The organism is Tenacibaculum aquaeponti (genome assembly GCF_057221555.1).
On record NZ_CM170147.1, the window covers coordinates 3,639,005 to 3,654,882 of the forward strand.

Annotated in this window: 13 protein-coding genes; 12 read left to right on the forward strand and 1 reads right to left on the reverse strand. The window is 28.6% G+C overall.

Annotated features, from left to right (window positions below):
- Nucleotide 1: 1 nt before the first annotated feature.
- Genes AC2TEO_RS16610 through AC2TEO_RS16645 form a run of 8 tightly spaced genes read left to right on the forward strand, consistent with a single transcriptional unit; the run spans nucleotide 2 to nucleotide 8,469 of the window.
- Nucleotides 2-976, forward strand: coding sequence for an SMP-30/gluconolactonase/LRE family protein (locus AC2TEO_RS16610; RefSeq protein WP_442265893.1), 975 nt, complete (start codon nucleotides 2-4; stop codon nucleotides 974-976).
- Between the two features lie 12 nt (nucleotides 977-988).
- The gene (locus AC2TEO_RS16615) at nucleotides 989-3,244 is read left to right on the forward strand and encodes a glycoside hydrolase family 3 N-terminal domain-containing protein (protein ID WP_442265894.1); all 2,256 of its coding nucleotides are present in this window, start codon (nucleotides 989-991) and stop codon (nucleotides 3,242-3,244) included.
- Complete coding sequence (locus tag AC2TEO_RS16620) at nucleotides 3,237-3,473, forward strand: GntT/GntP/DsdX family permease (RefSeq protein ID WP_442265895.1); 237 nt, start codon at nucleotides 3,237-3,239, stop codon at nucleotides 3,471-3,473. Before AC2TEO_RS16615 ends, AC2TEO_RS16620 begins: the two co-directional genes overlap by 8 nt.
- Before the next feature lie 3 nt (nucleotides 3,474-3,476).
- A complete protein-coding gene (locus tag AC2TEO_RS16625) occupies nucleotides 3,477-4,493 on the forward strand; it encodes a LacI family DNA-binding transcriptional regulator (RefSeq protein WP_442265896.1) in 1,017 nt (338 codons plus the stop codon).
- A gap of 5 nt (nucleotides 4,494-4,498) precedes the next feature.
- Entirely contained in the window at nucleotides 4,499-5,893 is a 1,395-nt protein-coding gene (locus AC2TEO_RS16630) for an MFS transporter (RefSeq protein WP_442265897.1), read from the forward strand.
- An 11-nt stretch (nucleotides 5,894-5,904) separates the two neighbouring features.
- Nucleotides 5,905-7,035 (forward strand): AGE family epimerase/isomerase, encoded by a 1,131-nt coding sequence (locus tag AC2TEO_RS16635; RefSeq protein ID WP_442265898.1) that lies wholly within the window; start codon nucleotides 5,905-5,907, stop codon nucleotides 7,033-7,035.
- Between the two features lie 4 nt (nucleotides 7,036-7,039).
- The gene (locus AC2TEO_RS16640; protein ID WP_442265899.1) at nucleotides 7,040-7,771 is read left to right on the forward strand and encodes a hypothetical protein; all 732 of its coding nucleotides are present in this window, start codon (nucleotides 7,040-7,042) and stop codon (nucleotides 7,769-7,771) included.
- Entirely contained in the window at nucleotides 7,768-8,469 is a 702-nt protein-coding gene (locus tag AC2TEO_RS16645) for a hypothetical protein (RefSeq protein ID WP_442265900.1), read from the forward strand. The genes AC2TEO_RS16640 and AC2TEO_RS16645 overlap by 4 nt, the downstream gene beginning before the upstream one ends.
- Here the strand turns inward: AC2TEO_RS16645 and AC2TEO_RS16650 are convergent, their stop codons facing one another.
- Nucleotides 8,470-10,593: a thioredoxin domain-containing protein gene (locus tag AC2TEO_RS16650; protein ID WP_442265901.1), complete on the reverse strand. Its 2,124-nt coding sequence runs from the start codon at nucleotides 10,591-10,593 to the stop codon at nucleotides 8,470-8,472.
- Nucleotides 10,594-10,746: 153 nt separating this feature from the next.
- Between AC2TEO_RS16650 and AC2TEO_RS16655 the strand changes: the two genes are divergently transcribed.
- The 4 genes from AC2TEO_RS16655 to AC2TEO_RS16670 all read left to right on the forward strand — a co-directional run bounded on the left by AC2TEO_RS16655 (nucleotide 10,747) and on the right by AC2TEO_RS16670 (nucleotide 14,689).
- Nucleotides 10,747-11,160: a response regulator gene (locus AC2TEO_RS16655; protein WP_442265902.1), complete on the forward strand. Its 414-nt coding sequence runs from the start codon at nucleotides 10,747-10,749 to the stop codon at nucleotides 11,158-11,160.
- A 96-nt stretch (nucleotides 11,161-11,256) separates the two neighbouring features.
- Nucleotides 11,257-13,623, forward strand: a complete 2,367-nt coding sequence (locus AC2TEO_RS16660) for a PAS domain-containing sensor histidine kinase (protein WP_442265903.1) — start codon at nucleotides 11,257-11,259, stop codon at nucleotides 13,621-13,623.
- Nucleotides 13,624-13,627: 4 nt separating this feature from the next.
- Complete coding sequence (locus AC2TEO_RS16665) at nucleotides 13,628-13,951, forward strand: Hpt domain-containing protein (protein ID WP_442265904.1); 324 nt, start codon at nucleotides 13,628-13,630, stop codon at nucleotides 13,949-13,951.
- 15 nt (nucleotides 13,952-13,966) lie between these two features.
- Nucleotides 13,967-14,689: a LytR/AlgR family response regulator transcription factor gene (locus AC2TEO_RS16670; RefSeq protein WP_442265905.1), complete on the forward strand. Its 723-nt coding sequence runs from the start codon at nucleotides 13,967-13,969 to the stop codon at nucleotides 14,687-14,689.
- Nucleotides 14,690-15,878: the final 1,189 nt, after the last annotated feature.

Genomic DNA, 15,878 nt, shown 5'->3' on the forward strand with positions numbered 1-15,878 from the left:
GATGAAGAAAATAATAGTCCTTTTGGTAATTTTAAACGCGATAGCGTGCAAAGAGAATGTAAAACAAGTTAAAGAACAAGCAGAATTAGAGTTTAAAATTGATGCAAAATTAGGAGAAGGAGCAATATGGAATCATATTTCTAAAGAATTGTATTGGATCGATATAGAAGGAAAGAAATTACATATTTATAATCCAAGTTCAAAGCAGAATTCTTCAATAGAAATGCCTTGTAGAATTGGTACTGTTGTCCCAAGTGAAGACAAAAATAAAGCTATTGTAGCTTTAGAAGACGGAATTTATGTTGTAAATACAAGAACTAAAGAATTATCGTTGTTGTCAGATGTTGAGTCAGATATTACGGAAAATCGTTTTAACGATGGAAAGTGTGATCCGAATGGAAATCTTTGGGTAGGTTCAATGCATTTAGCACAAAATAAACCAAATGCGAACCTGTATAAAATTAATGAAAAAGGAGAGAGTGATAAAATGCTAGATGGAATTACAATTTCTAATGGAATTGTTTGGTCAAAAGATAAATCTACTATGTATTATATCGACACACCTAAAGGAACAATTCGTGCCTTCGATTATGATAAAAAAACAAGTGAAATTTCTAATGAAAGAGTAGTGGTAACTGTCGATCCAAAAGATGGTTTTCCTGATGGAATGGCAATAGATGATCAAGACATGTTATGGGTTGGTATGTGGAATGGAAATGCTGTGGCAAAGTACAATCCAAAAACAGGAACCTTAGAGAAGAAAATTAAAGTACCAGCACACAACGTAACTTCATGTGCTTTTGGTGGCGATAATTTTGATGAATTATACATAACTACAGCTTCTGTAGATATGACTGATGATGAGAAAAAACAATTTCCTTTAGCAGGTTCGGTGTTCAAAATTAAACTAAAAGAAAAAGGAGTTAAAAGCAACTTTTTTAAGAAACCAAGTATTCAAATTGCTGAATTAAAATAAACAACTATTTAAATGAAAATAACCAAATTAATCATATATACACTTGCATTAGTGTTGGTTTCATGTAAAAATGAAGAAACAAAAAATACAAGTAATAACCCTGTTGAAGAGAAAGTTCAAGTTTTATTGGCTAAAATGACCATTGAAGAAAAAATCGGACAATTAAATTTAAGAGGAACATCGAGTAGAGTAAAAGGTTCGTTACCAGAAGAATTAAAACAAGCGGTGAGAGATGGTAAAGTAGGAGCTTTTTTAAATGTAATGAATACGGATTATGTAGATGAATTACAAAAAATTGCAACAGAGGAAAGTCCGAATCAAATTCCATTAATTTTTGCTAGAGATGTCATCCATGGTTTTAAAACAATTTTCCCAATTCCTTTAGGATTGGCAGCATCTTGGAATCCAGAAACTGTAGAGGCTTCTTCAAGAGTAGCTGCAGTAGAAGCTTCATCTTCAGGTATTCGATGGACATTCGCTCCAATGTTAGATATTGCTAGAGATAGTCGTTGGGGAAGAATCGCAGAATCTCCTGGTGAAGATCCGTATTTAGCATCAAAATTATCAACAGCATATATAAAAGGTTTTCAAGGAGAAGATTTAACAAGTTCTACAAGTATGATTGCTTGTGCAAAACATTTTATTGGTTACGGAGCAGCTATTGGTGGTCGAGATTACAACACAGCAATCCTTAATAAGGAGTTAATGCAAAATGTGTATTTGCCTCCTTTTAAAGCGGCTTTTGAAGCAGGAAGTCAAACGGTAATGACTTCGTTTAATGAAACTAACGGAATTCCAGCTTCTGGTGATAAAAAGTTATTGCAAGATATCTTAAGGGAACAATTGAAGTTTGATGGTTTTGTAGTTAGTGATTGGAATTCCGTAACTGAAATGATTCCTCATGGATTTGCTAAAGATGAAAAACATGCTGCTGAAATTGGAATTACAGCTGGTTTAAATATGGAAATGACTAGTAATTCCTATGAAAATCATATAAAAGATTTACTAAAAGAAGGAAAATTAAACGAAACTCAAATCAACAGTTTAGTAGCTGAGATTTTACGAGTAAAATTTAGAATGGGATTATTTGACAATCCGAATAGAGATAAAAATCATACTGGAAATTTATATGCTGAATCACATTTAGAATTGGCAAAAAAATCTGTAATTGAAAGTTCTGTTTTATTAAAAAATGAAGGAAATATTTTGCCTTTCAGAAAAGAAACTAAAATTGCCGTAATCGGACCATTAGCTGATAAACCACGAGAACAATTAGGAACTTGGACTTTCGATGGAGATAAAACCCATACAATAACTCCAATAGCAAGTTTTAAAAAAACAAATGTGAATTACAACTTCGTAGAAGGATTATCGTACAGTAGAGATTTGTCTGAAAAAGATTTTCAAAAAGCAATCGCCGCAGGAAAAAAATCAGATGTTATTGTTTTTATTGGTGGAGAAGAAGCAATTCTTTCTGGTGAAGCGCATAGTAGAGCGAATATAGATTTACCAGGAGCGCAAGAAAAATTAATTAAAGAATTGGCAAAAACAGGAAAACCAATTGTGTTGGTTATCATGGCAGGTAGACCAATTACATTAACAAATATTATTAACGATGTCGATGCTGTTTTAATGGCTTGGCATCCAGGAACTATGGGAGGACCTGCTATTCACGACATGCTGTTTGGTGTAAAAGAGCCTCAAGGGCGTTTACCAGTTACATGGCCGAAAGTAGCAGGTCAATTGCCATTGTATTATAATCATAAAAATACAGGAAGACCAGCAATTCCAAAAGAGTTTGTGCAAATGAACAATATTCCTGTAGGAGCTTGGCAAAGTTCTTTAGGTAATACTTCTCATTATTTAGATGCGGGTTACACGCCTCATTTTCCTTTTGGTTATGGTTTAAGTTACACTTCTTTTGAGTACAGTAATTTAAAATTATCAACGAATAAATTAACTGATACAAATGAAATAACTGTTGAGGTTACTGTAAAGAATACTGGTGAAAGAGACGGTGAAGAATTAGTACAGTTTTATGTGCAAGATGTTGTTGGAAGCATAACAAGACCTGTAAAAGAATTAAAAGGATTTAAAAGAGTAAGTTTAAAGCAAGGAGAAGAACAGAAAGTAAGTTTTTCTATTGGAGTGAAAGATTTAAAATATTACAACAGCGAACTTATTTACGGAGTAGAAAAAGGAGATTTTAATGTTTGGATCGGAAAAAACTCTGCAGAAGGATTAAAAGGTAGTTTCGTTTATGAGTAGTAAAATTATCATCTTAATGGGAGTAAGTGATAATGGAAAATCTACTTTAGTAATTGCTGTATTTTCTGGTGTATCAATAATGTCTCATGTTAACGATAGTGGATTTTGGCTCGTTGGAAAATATTTAGGATTAACAGAAAAACAAACGTTTAAAAGTTGGACGGTAATGACAACTATATTAGCTTTAACAAGTTTTACTATAATAACCATTTTATCATTACTCGTTTAAGCCATGATTACACTAAAAGATTTAGCCAAAGAATTAAATGTATCGATATCTACTGTTTCTAAAGCATTAAACAATAGTTACGAAATAAGTGAAGATACCATTGCTAAAGTTAAAGAATTAGCAAAAAAATATAATTACAAACCAAACAAAGCTGCGCTAAGTCTAAAGAAAAGTAAAACAAGAACCATTGGTGTTGTTTTACCAAATATTTTGAATCCATTTTTTGCAAGATCACTTCATAGTATAGAGCAAGAAGCTTCTAAACGCGATTACAGTGTTATTACCTGTATTTCAAATGAATCTATCGATAAAGAGAAAAAGAGTATCGAGCTTTTAACTGATGGAAGTGTAGATGGATTTTTAATTTCTGTAGCAGAAGAAACGCAAACTTCAGGTGAAGTAGAACATTTAGAAGAATTAATGTTATACAATCGATTACCTGTGGTAATGTTCGATCGTTTTATAAAATCTATCGATTGTGATAAAGTGATTATCGATGATTTAAAAGCTGTTTACGAAGCAACGAATTATTTAATTTCTGAAGGAAGAAAAAAGATTATACTCTTAGATTCTTTAACAGGATTAAATGTTGGAAAGTTAAGAGTAGATGGTTATAAAAAAGCAATTGAAGAATCTAATTCATATAAAAACTCACCAATAATTCTTGAAGTTACTAACGACGCTAATGTCGATGATAGTATTGAAAAAATCATGGCAGCAAATAAAGATATTGATGCAATAATTGCAATTGATAATGTGTTAGGTGTAGTTGCATTAAATATTGCTAGGAAATTCAACATTTCAATGCCTTCAGAACTTTCTATCATAGGTTTTTCAGGAAAGAATGTAGTGGTTTTTACCAATCCAAAATTAACAACGATAAGCCAACATACCGAAGAAATCGGAAAAAGAGCTTTACAGTTATTAATAGACAGAATAGAGAAAAAAGACGTGTCAGAAAACAAAACTTTAGTTATCGATACCAGTTTAATACATAGAGAAACAACCAAATACAAATAAAGTATATGTCAGAATTAAGTAAACTATCATTAAAAGAAAAAATAGGCTATGCCTTAGGAGATACAGCAGCTAATATTGCATGGAGGACAATGGGACCTTTCTTACCAATTTTTTATACCGATGTTTTCGGATTAGGAACGGCAGCTGTAGCAACATTGTTATTGGTAGTTCGCTTAGGAGACGGAGCAACAGATTTAATCATGGGAAATATTGCTGATAGAACCCGAACAAAATGGGGGAAATTCAGGCCATGGTTACTTTGGACAGCTTTGCCGTTAGGTGTAGCTTTAGTATTACGATTTACAACTCCCGATTTAAGTTTAGGAGGAAAAATTTTCTGGGCATATGCAACGTCTATATTTTATATTCTCGCGTATACGGCGAATAATGTTCCATATTCTGCTTTGATGGGAGTAATGACGACGAGTCAGAAAGAAAGAACAGTGTTATCTTCTTTTCGCTTTTTTGGAGCCTATTTAGGAGGTATAATTGCTACTATTGGTGTAATTACTTTAGTTGACTTTTTAGGAAATGGAGATAAAAATTCAGGCTATCAATACACTATGTATGTGTTGGCATTTGTTTTAGTGTGTTTTTCTTTGATCACTTTTTATACTACAAGAGAGCGTGTGAAATCTGTTGAAACAGGCGATTTATCAAAAGATTATAAAGATTTAGCAAATAATAAACCGTGGTTAATTTTATTATTTATTGGTTTTGTATTTGTTACATACAACATTATTAAGCAAAGTTCAATAATGTTCTATTTTACACATTATGTGAATGATGAAAATAATTTCTTCGGAAGTTTAACGAGTTGGGGTGGTAAAAACGGATTAGCAGGTTTGTATTTATTATCACTGTTAGTTATTTCTATGATTTCTACATTTTTTGCTCCAACTTTAACTAAGTTTTTTGGGAAAGTAAAATTATTCATTTTTAGTATTTTATTTTCTGCAGCTTCTGTTGCTGCAATGTATTGGTTAGAAGCAAATCAAATAGGTTCCATTTTTACTTTAGGAATTATCTCAGAATTCGGAGCAGGTTTAATGCCCATTTTATTCTTTGCAATGTTAGGTGACGCTGCTGATTATTCAGAGTTGAAAAACGGAAGAAGAGCTACAGGGTTAATTTTTTCTGCAGGAACTTTTGCTATGAAATTCGGTGGAGGTGTAGCAGGAGCTATCACTTTAGCAGTTCTGAATTTATATAACTACGACGGACAAGCAGCTGTCAAAACAGCAGAAATGTTACAAGGAATTAAACTAAATATGAGTATTGTTCCAGCGGTATTTGTGTTGTTAGGTGTTGTGGCATTATTAGCTTATCCATTAACTCAAAAAAGAATGAAAGAGATCGAAGAAGAGTTAAAAATCCAAAGAACAGCAGAAAGTAATTAACCAGTTTTTAAATGTATTCTTTAAAAGAAGAAATGATTGCTGTACTTTCAGAAGTCATGAGTTTTTGGTCTGCAAAAACTCATGATTTTAATCATGGAGGTTTTTATGGTAAACTTGATTTTTATGGTAATCCTATAGCAAATAGTGATAAAGGAATTATTTTAAATGCTCGATTGTTATGGTCTTTTGCAAAAGTGGCAAATCATTTAAAAACTGAACAGTTTTCTATATGTATAGAGAGAAGTTATTTATACATACAAAATCATTTTTTAGATATAATTCATCAGGGATATTTTTGGAATGTTGATTATAAGGGGAGGTCTATAAAGAGAAATAAAAAAGCGATAGCTCAGGCTTATACTTTATTGGCATTTACAGAGTATTATTTGTATTCTGAAAATGAGTTTGTAAAGAATGAATGTGTTGAATTATTTATGTTTATTGAAGATAATTTTTATGAAGAAAAATGTAATTTTTATTTAAGCGAAATAACATGTGATTTAAAAATAAATAGAGAGATAATAAATTTAGGAACTCATTTGCATCTTTTGGAAGCATATACTAATCTTTATAGATTTTATAAAACAGATCAACTTAAAGATCGAATTCAGAATTTATTTGAAATTTTAATGAATAAATTTCTACATCAAAATGAGTTTTGTGAGCTAGATTTTGATAAGAACTGGAAATCAAAAACTGAAAATATTTCAATTGGACATAACGCTGAAGTTCCTTCTATGTTGTTAGATTTTTCAAAGTTGGTTGATGAACATAAACTTCAAGAAAAGTTAGTTACTAAACTTGAAAATTATTGTCAACTTTCAATGGAGTTAATTGACGAAGTAGGAGGTATATATATGTTTCAAAATGTAAAAAATAAAAATTTCATTAAAGAGTTTCAATGGTGGATGCAAATTGAAACTATTATTGCTTTTCAAAAGCTTTATGAGTTTACGAAAAATGAAAAATATCTAACATATCTAAATAAGTTATTTAATTTTACCAAGAAATATTTTATTGATAACGAAAATGGTGAGTGGCATGAAAAGTTATCTGTAGATAGAAAACCAATAATTGTACCTAAAGTTACCATGTGGAAATCACCATATCATATCGTTAGAATGTGTACTTCATTTATTTAAAATTATGAAAAACCTTAGTGTGATTTTAGTTCTATTGTCTTTGGTTTCTTGTAAAAAATTTAGAAATCAAATTATTATAGAAGACGATTTTGAAACTTATGCAGTTGGTCAAACTATTTTTTTTCCTTGGGAAACATCAGGAAATGGTACAATAGAAATAGATTCTTTAAAACATGTTTCAGGAAATAAATCTTTAAAGTTTGTTTCTGGAGAAGGATATGATAATCGTGCATTTTTATCTTTTTCAAGTGAAAAATTAATAAAGCAATATGAGTATTATGGAAGTTTAAAAATGTTTGTTGAAGAAGCTTCGCCAGATGGAATTCATTGGACAATGATTCAAACGAGTGGTAAAACAGCTCAAGGTTTTTATGCTGAGGTTCGTTACGGTGGACAACATCACAAATGTTTAATGGCAAATTACGATACAAACCCAATAAAGTCAGATTGTTGGGATCATACTAAAGTGAAAATTCCAGAAAATGAATGGTTTGTTGTAAACTGGTATGTAAATAGAAAAACTAACAATATGCGATTGTGGATTAATGAAGAATTAGTTCACGATTTAAAAGAGCATCAATCTTTTGATAAAGGTTGTTTAGAAAATGGAAATAATGGAGAATGGAGTTTTCCTGTCTTTGAAAAAGTTACGTTAGGCTGGGTAGATTATCAAAAAGGAGGAGGTAATCGAAAAGTTTGGATAGATGATGTAATTTTGTCGAAAGAAAAATTATGAGAGTAGCTTTAATCTTAGTAGCTTGTATCTTATTTTCTTGTGGTGAAAAGAAACAAGAAGATAAAATGATTGAAAAAGTTATTACAACTAAAGAAGAGGTAAATCAACCTAAAGAAAAACTTCTTGAGAAAGAACAGCGTTTAGAAAAAGAACGAAAAGAACTTCGTCAAAAGTTGTTAGCTTCTAAACCAGACGAAAATCTTAAAAATAGTCTGTTGGCTGAATTGTATTTAAGAAATTTAATTCATAGAAATGAAGAATCTTTAGAGTTCAATTTAGTGTTCGATTTGCACGGTTTTGACTGTGGAGCTCCAGATTGTTATAGAACAACAATAAAGTTTAATATTCCTTATGTAAACCCTATTTCATTTCCGAAAACAATACTTTTTAGTTTTACAGAAGAAGGTTGTGGAATAGATAAAGAAATTTTAAGAACAGGAACCTTCCAACTTCAAGAGGAATCGGAAATAGGAGTGAATTATTATTCAAAATCTGAGCAAAGTAATCTTGTTATTCAGAAAGAAGGTACCCAAACAAATCTGTATTATTTCCCAAATACCACAGAAGGAAAAGTTCAATTAAAAAGTTTAAATCAATTTATTGAAAGTATAGATGAAACAAATAAAGAAAATAATGCACCATACACTTCAGGTATTATGAATATTCACGATTACTCAGTATTTCTCCAAAACAATTAATTAGTTCTTTTGTAATAAAGACACTGCTTTATTAATATTTTCCGTAGGTAATTTGCAAGTCTTGTTTTCACAAACATAAATCAAAGTCTTTTCATTATTATATTTCCCTTTTAATAGTGGTAAGTCACTATTTTCCATACTTCCAATTATTAAATGATTTGGAATGTAATTTAGATGTAGTTCTTTTAATGTATTCAAAGCATTTTTACCCGAAATGGCTGTTTCATAAAAAGGATAACTTAAGTTCAAATAAGAATCTAACCAGTTAGAATAAATATGCGGATACTTTTCTATTTTAGGTAACATTTTTTGTAGCATTTTTTCGCTTAATTTTAAATATTCATTATTCCCAAAATAATGCCCAAGCTTGAAAAGATTTTTACAAGCTACAGAATTTGAAGAAGGAATTACAATATCTTCAATCTCAAAGTTATTAGAAATTAATTGATCACTATTTTTAGCAGTGTAGTTAAAGAAATCATTTTCTGTATTAAAGAAATTTGTAAAAGTAGTCTCAGTAATTTTTTTTGCTTCCTGAAGCCATTTTTCATCTAAAGAAATTTCATAAAGAGAAATAAAACTCTGGGTCAATAAAACATAATCTTCTAAATATCCTTTAATATTTTTATCGGTAGTTGTAACGCTTCTTGTAATTTCTCCGGTATTAGAGATTGCTTTCTTTTTAATGGTTTCTGAACATTCTATCGCTTTCTTTTTAAATTTATGATCACCAAAAACTTTATATGCATCTACAAATGATTGTAACAATAAAGCATTCCAAGACGTTAAAATCTTTTGATCTGTAGTTGGTTTAATTCTTTTATTTCTAGCGTTTAATAAGGTAGAGGTCCATGAGTTGATTTTTAGTTGTAAATCCTCTACAGATAATTGATGTTTTTTACTGAAAGCGTCATCATTATATACTTTTATTAACGTATGTTTTCCTTCAACAGTTTCAACGCTATCAATTCCAAAATAAGATTCGAAAAGATTAAAATCAGTGGTGATTAATTGCTGTAAATCTTCTTTTTTCCAGGTATAATAAGCACCTTCTTCTAACTCACCATTTTCATTCTGGCTATCTGCATTTAAAGACGAAAAATATAATCCGTCGTTATAAAGTTCTTGATCTATAAAATCTAAGGTTTTATAAACAACTGCTTTATATTTCGGGTTTCTAGTGAGTTGATAAGCATAAGAAAAAAGAGAAATTAATTGTGCATTATCATAAAGCATTTTCTCAAAATGAGGAATATGCCATTTATTATCTACAGTGTATCTTGCAAAGCCTCCAGCTAAATGATCATTTAATCCACCATTAGCCATTTTGTTCAAAGTTTTGTAAATAAATTTTTCTAGTTTTTTATCTTCTTTTTGATAGGCATACCTTAATAAGAATTGATAATTATTAGCTCTCGGAAATTGGTTTTTTCCAATTAAACCCCCATTAATAGAATCTATTTTTTTTTTCCAATTAGATATAAAATTATCAAGTTTATCTCTAGAGAACTCCTGATTTAAATTTGTGTTATTAAATTCTTGTAGTGATTTTAAATCGTCTGTTAATTGATTAGCAAAACCTTTTGCTCGTCCAGGATTTTCTTCATAAAGTCGTTGTATCTCTTTTAAAGAAGTTAGCCAGTTTTCTTTGTTAAAGTATGTTCCTCCCCAAATTGGTTTTCCATCAGGTAAAATAACACAGTTTAAAGGCCAACCACCATTTCCTGTCATTATTTGAACAGCTGTTAAATAAGTTTTGTCAACATTAGGATGTTCTTCTCTATCGATCTTAATATTAATGAAATTTTTATTCATAAAATCTGCAACTTCTTTGTCTTGAAAAGTTTCTTTTTCCATAACGTGACACCAATGACAAGAAGAATAACCAATAGACAATAGCACTAATTTGTTTTGTTTTTTTGCTAAGTTCAAATACTTTTTATCCCAAGGAAACCAATTTACAGGATTATGCGCATGTTGTAATAAATAGGGACTAGATTCGTTAATTAAAGAGTTAGTGTATTGGTGTATATCTGATTTTTCTTTTTGTTTACAATTATTTGTGAAAAAAAGGAAGAGAATTAAAAAGAAAATATAAGTAGTAATTGTTGTTGTTTTGTTCATGTTTTATGTTGTAAACATATGTTAATGCAGAAAACTACTCGTCTATACTTTTCTACATTTTATCGTTTAAAATAAAAGATTAAACTAAAGAAATGATATTACGAATAGTATTATATTAAATTGCAGTTTAAGCTACCTAAAAATATAAAAAAAATGCAAAGAAAATTAACAATATTGTTAATTGAGGATGACCAAATAGAAGTAATGAAATTCAATCGGATTTTATCTAAAATAGAATCAAAGCATCGTGTTATAGAAGCAAATAATGGAGAAGAAGCTTTGAAAAAATTAGAAGATAAAGACAATTTACCAAATATTATACTTCTTGATTTAAATATGCCTAAAATAAATGGTATAGAATTTTTAAAGATTCTTAAAAACGATGACATTTTAAAATATATACCTACTATCATATTAACAACATCAACAAATCAAAAAGATATGTTAGAATGTTATAAAATAGGTATTGCAGGCTACATGGTTAAACCACTTAAATATGAAGATTATCAAAATAAACTAATAAAAGTATTATCTTACTGGAGTGCTAATGAGTTAATTTCAGTATAAATATTTAATAGTCTTTTTTGTTAGCATATCTTTATCAAACTTATCCTGTGAAAAATTACGGGATGTGTTATTTTTAAACTATATCCAAAAAATAATATGGGTGATATCGTTATCAATGACTTAAGAAAGGCTTTAGAGAATGAGAGAAAAGCAAGGTTAGAAGCTGAAAAGAAATTAGAGGCTTATATTAGTCAATCAGAACAAAAAATTAAGGCTTTAAAGGAAAAGACTCATTCATTTCAAGAAGAACTTTTACAAAAGGATTCTGAACTCAAAGGAATTTTTGAAAATATAAATGATGCATTTGTTTTAATTGATTTAAAAGGAAATGTAATTAAAATGAATGATATAGCTATAGCTATGTTTGGCTATAATTATGACGCAAGTAAACCGTTAAACTTAATGAAAATAGTTCACCCTGAGGACTATGAATATACGTTAAAAGCTTTTCAAAATTTAGTCAAACAAGGTTTTTATTCAAAATATAGATCAAGAATTATTACTAAAGATAAAACAATTAAAACTTTAGAAGTTAACTGTAGTTTGGTTTATAATAGAAAAGGTGAGGTTACTGGTGCGCAAGGTATTGCTAGAGATATTACTGAGGAAATAAAAATTCGAGAATTATTAGAAGAACAAAAACATCAATTAGATATAATTTTTAATAATTCACCAATCGGAATTGTTTTGTCTGAAGAACATGATGACGATTTTGTGTTTGCAAACAATACAATAACTAAGATGCTAGGTTATACTTTAGAGGAAATGAGAGCTTTAACTGTAAATGAGTTTACTCATCCAGATGATAGAGAAGTATCAAGAATTTTAAGGGGGAAAATATCTTCTGGAGAAATTAACAATTTTACTCAAGAGAAGAGGTACATTAAAAAAGATGGTGATATTTTATGGGCAAAAACTATCGTGAATTCTGTAAAAAGCCCAGAAAGTAATTTAAAATTTCAAGTAGCTACTGTTGAGGATATAACAGAAAATAAATTAGCAAAGCAGAAGTTAATTGAGTCGGAAAATAGATTAACATCTTTAATTTCGAATTTAGATAGTGCCGTTTTATTAGAAAATGAAAAAAGAGAAATTGTAATTTCTAATAAAAAGATGTGTGAAATTTTTTCAATTCCAATGGAACCTATGGAATTAATAGGGTTGAATTGTTTGAAAATGTTGGATGATACAAAGCATCTTTTTGAAAGACCAGATTATTTCGCTGCTAGAATTAATAAACTTATCAAAGATAAGAAAGTAGTTTTAGGTGATGAGTTGAGATTAATAGATGGTAGGATTTTAGAGAGAGATTATATTCCGATATCTAAAGATGATGAATATAAAGGACATCTATGGACATACAGAGATGTTACATTATCTAGAAATTACAGAAAAAGTTTAGAAACTCACAAAAAAAGATATAGCAATATAATTGCTAATCTTAAGCTAGGATTAGTTGAACTAGATCGAAGAAATAAAATTTTATCAGCGAATAATAATTTTATGAAAATGACTGGTTTTGAAGAAGAAAAAATTGTTAATAAAGATATTAGAGATTTATTCAAAAAAGAAAAAATTATAGAATTTATTCAGCAAAGAAATAAAGATAAAAAAGGAAAAAAATCTGGTTCTTATGAGTTTAAATTTATTAACAACTTAAATCAGGAAAAAGTATTATTAGTAAGTGCTGCACCAAATTTTGATATTCAGGGAGAAATTACTGGTTCTATAGGTATTGTTTTAGATATTACTCATATAAAAAAGTTAGAATCTCAAAAAGAAGAATTATTAAAAAAGTTAGAACAAAGAAATATCGAATTAGAAGAGTATGCTCATATTGTTTCGCATGATTTAAAATCACCTTTGCGTAGTATTTCTGCTTTAACTAGTTGGTTGAAAGAAGACTACGGTGTAGAGTTAGGGGAGGAAGGAACTCAGAATATAGACATGATTCAAGAGGTGGTTGAAAAAATGGAACGTTTAATTAATGATATTCTTAATTACTCTAGTATCAACAATGATGGCGCTCCTTCTGAAGAAATTGATACTTATAAAATAATATATGACATAAGTAAGCTAATTTATGTGCCTAAGCATATTAAAATACAAATTGATAAAAACTTGCCTAAAATTAAAGCAGATAAGGTAAGAATACAACAGCTTTTTCAAAATTTAATGAGCAATGCTGTTAACTATATTGATAAAAAAGAAGGATTAATTTCTGTTCATGTCAAAGAAAAAAAGAAAAGCTATGTCTTTAGTGTTAAAGATAATGGTGTCGGAATAAAGAAAGAATATCATAATAAAATATTTGAAGTTTTTCAATCTTTAGGAAATCATAAAGATTCTACTGGAATTGGACTTTCCATTGTTAAAAAAATTGTTGATGTTTACAATGGAAAAATATGGTTGGAAAGTGAAGAGGGGGTAGGAACAACATTTTATATAGAATTTAACAAATAAAATAATGAATTCGGAGAAACCAAATCTTAACTACATCAAAGAATTATCTGGAGGAGATCAGGAGTTTGAAGAGAAAATGCTTTCGATTTTAAAAAATGAACTACCAGTAGAGATAAAAACATATGAGAATCATGTTGAAAATCAAGATTTTAAACAAATAGCAGAGATAGTTCATAAAATTAAACATAAAATTAGTATTTTAGGCTTAGAGAAATCATATGAATCAGCTGTAACATATGAAAAAGAACTCTTAAATGGAGTTATAAAAGGGCATGCTGATTTCTTAGAAATATTAACTAAAATGTCTAGTTTTTTAGACAATGCGTAAAAATTATTTAAATACATGAATTGTTTAATTATTGATGATGAATCTACTGCAAGAACAATAGTAAACCAACTTTGTAAAAGTGAAGGGTCTTTAAATGTGTTAGAAGAGTTTTCTAACGCTTTACAAGCAATTAAGTATTTAAATCAGAATGAAGTTGATCTAATATTTTTAGATATTCACATGCCAGATTTTACTGGGTTCGATTTAATTCAAACGTTAAAAAATCCTCCAAGAATAATTTTAACAACTTCTGATCAAAAGTTTGCTATTGATGCTTTTGAATATGAATGTATTGTAGATTATTTGGTTAAACCAATAACTTTACCGCGTTTTATTAAAGCAGTAGAGAAAGCCAAAAAGTTTACGTTTAGTACTCAAAATAATTCAATTAATACCGCTAAAGATGAATCTAAAGAAAAAGAAGAAGATCAACAGTTGTATATTAATATTGATAGAAGATTAATTAAAATTGAAATACCAAGTATAAATATTGTTGAGGCAAAAGGAGACTATATTTTAATTAAAACTAAAGATAAAAATTATACAGTACATTCAACACTTAAGAAGATAGAAGAAAAACTACCAAACGACTTATTTTTAAAAGTACACAGATCATATATTATTAATCTTAAAAAAATAGTTGATATAGAAGATAATAGTGTTCTTATTGAAAAAGACGTTATTCCTGTAAGTAGATCTAATCGTTCTGAATTAATGAAAAGATTAAATTTGTTATAGACTTTTTTTATTAATATTATTTCAAACTCTATAATTTAGAGCCCAAATCCACGTACACTATTCAAAACATTTTAAGTTTGTGTTTTTAGTTTAAATACAAGTGTATATCGTATTTAATAACTTTATACTCAAGTATTATGTCTAATAAAACTTTCCTTTTATTAATTGGAATCCTATATTTTAATATAAGTTGATTTTTTAAATTCAAAGGTTAAAAAATATTTATAAAAAGTTTATGCATTTTTATGAAGTAATGAAGTATGAAAAATCAGTTTAACGAGTATACTAAACCGTTTATCTAAGGTTAAATGTACAATAGCTAAAAAATATTTTTTAGAGTGTAACTGTCTGTATATTTGAAGTGTAAATAAGAAATAGTTAAAGTATAATATATACATAAAAGTTTTGTTTTTTTCATTATTTGAAAATATCCTTCTTTAAATTGAAGGTTTTTAGATTTATTTGGTTGATTAAAAAAAGCCTTTTGCAGACCCCAATTGCAAAAGGCTTTTTATTTGATTTAAAAGCTATCATTTTTTGAGTGATAGTTTAAATTTTCTATTTATCGAATATTTTATACCGTTTGTCTAAACTAAAACGTATAGTGACTAATTAAATAGATTTACAGATGTAGGTAGTTGTATATTTACATTGTAGATTAAAAATTAAAAGTATAATATATACATAAAAGTTTTGTTTTTTTCATTATTTGAAAATATCCTTCTTAGAAATTGAAGGTTTTTTAGATTTATTTGGTTGATTAATAAAGCCTTTTGCAATCCCCAATTGCAAAAGGTTTTTTTTATGTTACAAATTTTGAAATGACATGTTATTGTTCGTGTAAAAGAGAATGGTTAATTTTTTCATAGTTTAAATCCAAAAAAACTTTGTTCTTAAAAAATTTAGTTTTTTATGTTTTTACAGTTTAGCGATATTGATTGTGTTTTTAACTTTGGAACTTATATTATGTGTCGAAATTTGCTATATCATAATATATATCAGTGCTATCTTTGAAGTGTAAGTTAGAAAGTATATTAATCCCTATATATTAAAAGTTTTTGTTTTTTTCATTATTTGAAAATATCCTTCTTAGAAATTGAAGGTTTTTTAGATTTATTTGGTTGATTAATGGAGCCTTTTGCAATTCTCAATTGCAAAAGGTTTTATTATTTAGGTAAAGTAGTTAAAT